Annotated in this window: 4 protein-coding genes; 2 read left to right on the top strand and 2 right to left on the bottom strand. The window is 72.0% G+C overall.

The annotated features are described in order from the left end of the window. Both AB0O00_RS29665 and AB0O00_RS29660 read left to right on the top strand, forming a co-directional pair. On the top strand, positions 1–256 hold a 256-nt coding region (locus AB0O00_RS29665; protein ID WP_363656951.1), incomplete at its 5' end, for a hypothetical protein. Positions 257–293: 37 nt separating this feature from the next. Further along, entirely contained in the window at positions 294–1,625 is a 1,332-nt protein-coding gene (locus AB0O00_RS29660) for a hypothetical protein (protein ID WP_363656949.1), read from the top strand. Positions 1,626–1,951: 326 nt separating this feature from the next. On the opposite strand, the gene AB0O00_RS29655 is transcribed toward AB0O00_RS29660, so the two are convergent. Both AB0O00_RS29655 and AB0O00_RS29650 read right to left on the bottom strand, forming a co-directional pair. Beyond that, entirely contained in the window at positions 1,952–3,079 is a 1,128-nt protein-coding gene (locus AB0O00_RS29655) for a glycine amidinotransferase (protein WP_363656947.1), read from the bottom strand. Between the two features lie 36 nt (positions 3,080–3,115). Beyond that, positions 3,116–4,714 (bottom strand): methyltransferase domain-containing protein, encoded by a 1,599-nt coding sequence (locus tag AB0O00_RS29650; protein ID WP_363656945.1) that lies wholly within the window; start codon positions 4,712–4,714, stop codon positions 3,116–3,118. Between the last annotated feature and the right edge of the window lie 149 nt (positions 4,715–4,863).

Here is a 4,863-nt window from a genome sequence, read left to right as displayed (position 1 = left end):
GTCCGCGGTCGGCACGGCCACCGCGATCGCCGCCCCGGCATTCGCGCTGTCCGTCCTCGCCGCCAATGCGGAGGCCCCGGGCCTTGAGCTCGCCTGGCGGCTGCTTCAGACCGCCGCGGTCGCGGTCGTGGTCCTGACGGCGGTGGTGTGGCACAGCCGCGGCGAGTTGCCCGCCCGCAAGCGCGGCGCGTGGATGGCCCACGTCACCGCGGGCCTCCTGTTCGTCCCGTGGGCGCTCAGCTGGGGCCTGATTTGACCAGGCATTGTCGGTGCCGGGACGGAGAATGCCGATCATGACCCCGACCACGCCGCACACCCCGCCGTTCGTCCTGCCCGCCGGCCTGCTGGCGGCCCACCGGGTCGACCTGACCCTGGCCGCCGACTGGTGGAGGTTCGAGCCGTGCCACGCCGTGGCCACTCAGGCTGGGGAGACGTACACCCTCAGCAGGGTGTGGCGATCCCGCTTCCGGGCGGGCACCGGGGCGACGGACCCCGGCGAGCGGGGTTTCGACTACCGGATGATCACTCGCTTCGCGCCCGACGGGACGCCCACCGCCACCGCCGTGTTCGGGCAGCAGCACGCGGACGGTGCGGCGTCGGCGATCACGACGGGACAGGGCGAGAGCCTGGCGGTCCTGCCGGATGGGACGGTGGCGTACTGCGCGAACCCCGCCTCCACGCACCTGATGGCCCCCGACCTGAGCCGCGTCCTGGCGTCCTGGTCGATGCCCGGCGAGTTCGAGACGGACGCAGGCCCGGGAGACCCGTACGCCGCGTCCATCGCCGTCACCCCCGCCGGGCGGCTGTTGTGCATGACGTCCGAGTACCGGATCGCGCCGTGGCACGGGGCCCATCCCAATCTCGTCGCCGTCTCCGAGCCCGGCGCCGTCCTCGCGCCGGGCTCCAAGCCCCCGCTGCGGGCGATCGCGTCCTTCCGGGCGGACACCGGCCGGCAGACCGACGCCGATCTCTACCCCCACGTCCGATTCGACGGCGCACCGGTCGGACGGGACAACCGGCCGTCGCCCACGCTGACCGAGGTCGTGTCCCGGCACGCCGTTTGTGCCCCCGACTACGCCGAAGGCAGGATGCACCGCCCGGCGGCGCTCGCCGACGACCTGTTCGTCGTCCCCGTCTTCGGAAAGATCTACCGCTCGGGCAACCGCGGCCGCGACTTCGCCTTCGTGCTCGTCGACGACCGGGGCGCGGTGCGCGGGCGCCTGGAGGGCCTGCACCGGATCGGCGAGAGCCCGTTCACCGGGCACGACTTCACCGTGGTCGGCGATCCGCACCGAGGCCGGGCGTTCCACCTCAACCGCTACGGCCTGTTCGCCTGGACGGCGGACGGACGCATGCGCTGCCGCATCCCCACCTCGGAGAAGCCGTTCACGGCCCTGACGAAGTTCGAGCTCCTGGACTGCACCCCCGCCGGCGAACTCCTCCTCGCCCACGGCCAGCAGAACCTGCTCCTGCGCGTGCCCGTTCCGGAGGACCTCGCCACCCTCCCCGACGCCGTGGCGGGCGCCCTCACGGCGTACGCACGTGGCCGGAGCGCCCTGAAGAAGCAGTACGACCCGGTGAACTGGCACTGGGTGGACAACTCGGCCGCGGTGCACCGCCTCTGACCCCGCCCGCGCGGCGCGGTCAGGCTGTGGCGGCGGTGTGGCCGAGGTCCGCGATCTCCATGGCCCAGGTGCAGAAGGCGGTTTGTTCGGCGGGCCCGATCCCCAGGTGTTCGGGAATCCAGTCGGCGGTCGCGGCGTCCAGGAGGAGGCGGGGACGCGGCAGGGTCGGCGTCCCGGATGGCCGTCGCGGGGATGACGCCCCCGGGAGCGGAGCCGGCGAGCACGAAAGCGGCTCCTGAAGCCGGACCTGGTCACCGGCGATAGCGACGTAGAAGTTCACCCGTCCATCGTGCCCCACCGAAGCCGGGTCGGGATCGGCAAGGCCGTCAAACCAACGGCCGGTACGTCGTGTTCGGGAAGTAGTCCTCCCGGACGCCCTCGCGGTGGATGTCCCAGGTGGCGCAGTGGAGGGAGCCGCCGTATTCGAAGACGTTGCGGAAGGGGACGGTGAGGACCTCGAAGTCGAGCTTGTCGAGCAGGTCTTGGAGTGGCTTCTCCTGTTCCTCGCAGACCACCGTGGTGGGGGAGAGGCTGAGGACGTTCATCGAGAGCCACTTCGAGGACTGGCAGTAGTCGGGCATCTCGTCGTTGCCGGTCGTGGGCTGCGGGGCGTCGACCAGCTCCCAGTCGTTGTCGTGGAACAGGCGTGCGTCACGGTCGAGGAGGGGGCGTTCCGGGTTGGTCAGGACGAGGCCGGGGCGCAGCGGGACGAAGGTGCAGTCGACGTGGGAGGGGAAGTAGTCGAGGGGGAAGTGGACGGGGTGGACGCGGAAGCCGCGGGGTTCGAGGTGGCGCTTGAGCCAGGTGATGCCGGTGCGGTTGGTGGTCATCGACTCCTGGACGATGAGGTCGCGGCCGAAGCGGCTGATGTCGGCGGCGTCGAAGACGACCTCGTCCTGGGTGATGCAGAACTCGAAGGAGTGCATCCGGCGGTGGCGTTCCTCGATCGGCCGGTCCCAGAACTCCTGGCGGTACATGTCGTCGTCCATGGACGGTTTGGGGGCGGTGGTCCAGGTCGCCCGGGGGTCGGCGTTCCAGTACTCGTAGACGAGCTTGCGGTAGGGGCGGTACTCGAAGTAGCGGGCGCGGCGGGACATGGTGGCCTCGATGATCTCGTGGCCGACGGTGATCATCACGTCCCGGGGGCAGACCGCGCAGTACTGGTTGGCGACCTCGAAGTCGGGGGTGCGCACGGGGGTGCCGAAGTCGTGCGGCTCCGGGCGGCGGACGGTGATGCCGCGGGATTCGAGGAGGGCGACGAGGCCGGCGAGTTCCTCGTTGGCCCGGTCGATGGCTTCGGGTGACTTGGGGCCGGTCGGGAAGGGGGTGCCCGCGGGGGCGTTGCGGATGGTGGGGCGGTTGCCGGGTTCGGTGGGTTCGAAGTGTGCGCCGTCGGCGGAGCCGACCACGATCTCGCGCAGCGGGTCCCACTCGTTCCACGAGTTCACGATCATGGTGGTGTTACCTGGTTCCTTTCGTGGAGCTGCAAATCAGGCCGCGCGGGCCAGGATGTAGGTGTGCCGCTCGTCGAGGAAGCGGTCGAAGCGCAGTCCGGAGGCGCCGAGGACGTCGGGGAGTTCGTCGTCGGCGAGGCGGTGGAAGACGCCGGAGAAGGTCCAGGTCCGCTCGCCGATGCGGTACTCCTTGGTGCAGGCGACGATGCCGTCGTCGAGCTGTTCGACGTCGTAGTTGCGGAAGCGGGTGCCGCGGTTCTCCCACTCGGCCGGGCCGACCTCCTCGAAGAAGGCCGGGTTGGTGCGCTGGACGATGACGGCGCCGCCGGGTGCGAGGTGGCGGTGGCTGGCGTCCAGGAGCGGTTTCCTGGACACGTAGTTGATGAGGGAGGAGAGGAGCAGGACGGCGTCGAAGGTGCGGTCGAGGCGGAGGTCCTCGATGCGCGACAGCACGGTCTCGACGTCGGCCATGCCGGGCGGGCCGTCGTTCAGGCGGGCTAGCATCTCGGCGGACTCGTCGACGGCGACCACCCGGTGGCCCAGGGCGACGAGCGGGTGGGTGACCCGGCCGGTGCCGGCGCCGAGTTCGAGGACGGAGCCGCGCTCGGGGATCGCGCCGTGGACGACGGCGGCCGTTCCGGTGCCCGGGGGCAGGGCGGCGAAGAAGTCCACGGCGGAGCCGTCGGGGGTGATGGTTCCGGGGCCGGTGCCGTGGGGGGTGCGCGGGAGCTCCGGTGCCACGGTCATCCGGAAGTCCGCCGCGGTGGCGCGGATGCCCGCCTCGACGGTGTCGCTCGACGGGCCGCGGAAGCGGAACCGGCCGCCGACGTGCTGGTGGTAGGGATCGGTCTTGGGCAGGACCCGGCCGACCGGCAGGAACGTTTCTGCATACGGCCCGTCCGTGCGGTCGAGCATCGAGCTGCTGCCGGTGACGCGGCACGGGCGCAGCCGAGGGGCGGGGACGATCAGCCAGCCGCCGACCTCCCCGGTCTCGTCGAGATCACCCCCGAGTTCCTCGACCGGCAGGTCGAGCTGGGTCCGGGCCAGCGTCTCCAGCAGGTCGCCCCGGTGCGACTCGCGCCACAGGACGGGGATCTCGGCCCCGCCGGCGCGGGCGGCGACCTCCAGGAAGGTGCAGTCGCCGGTGGCCCGGTCGACGAAGAGCTCCAGGTGGAACACGGTCGGCCGGTCGGTCAGCGCCGCCAGTGCACGGGTGGCGAACTCCGCGACGCTCTTGAGGAGTTGCGGGTCGTCCTCCTCGACCGAACCGAGCGGGACGCCGTCGGCGCGGAAGGCGAGGCAGTTGTTGACGTAGCGGGAGACGCGGTGGCCGGCGAGCCGCTCCCCGGTGAAGAGGCCGTCCACGTGGTACGTCGGGTGCGGGTTGAACTCCTGGACCAGGTACGGGTCTTCGGGGGACGCAGGGGCGACGCCGTCGAGGTCGCCCGGCCCGGCCAGGAGCAGGACCCCGCTGGCCCCGCGGCCCGCCAGCGGCTTGAGGACGACCGGCCAGCCCGCGGACCCGGCGAACGCGCGCACCGAGGCGGCGTCCGTGACCCGCTCGAAGCGGGGCACCGCCAGGCCGGCACGCGAAACCCGGCTCGCCATCGCGTACTTGTCGCGGAACGGGACCACCTGGTCGGTGCGCGGACCCGGACAGCCCCACTCCTCCCGCAGGGCCGCGCCGGTCCGCCGCCGTGCTCGGCCTCGTCGTGGCCGCCGTCGCCCCGCTGCGCCGCTTCGTGCTCGGCCGGCTGCGCTCGCTGTTCTTCGGCGTCGTGCCG

Source organism: Kitasatospora sp. NPDC093558 (genome assembly GCF_040683475.1).
Taxonomy (GTDB): Bacteria; Actinomycetota; Actinomycetes; order Streptomycetales; family Streptomycetaceae; genus Kitasatospora.
The sequence above is the reverse complement of the archived record's forward strand: the minus strand, read 5'-3'. Positions and strand labels throughout refer to the sequence as shown.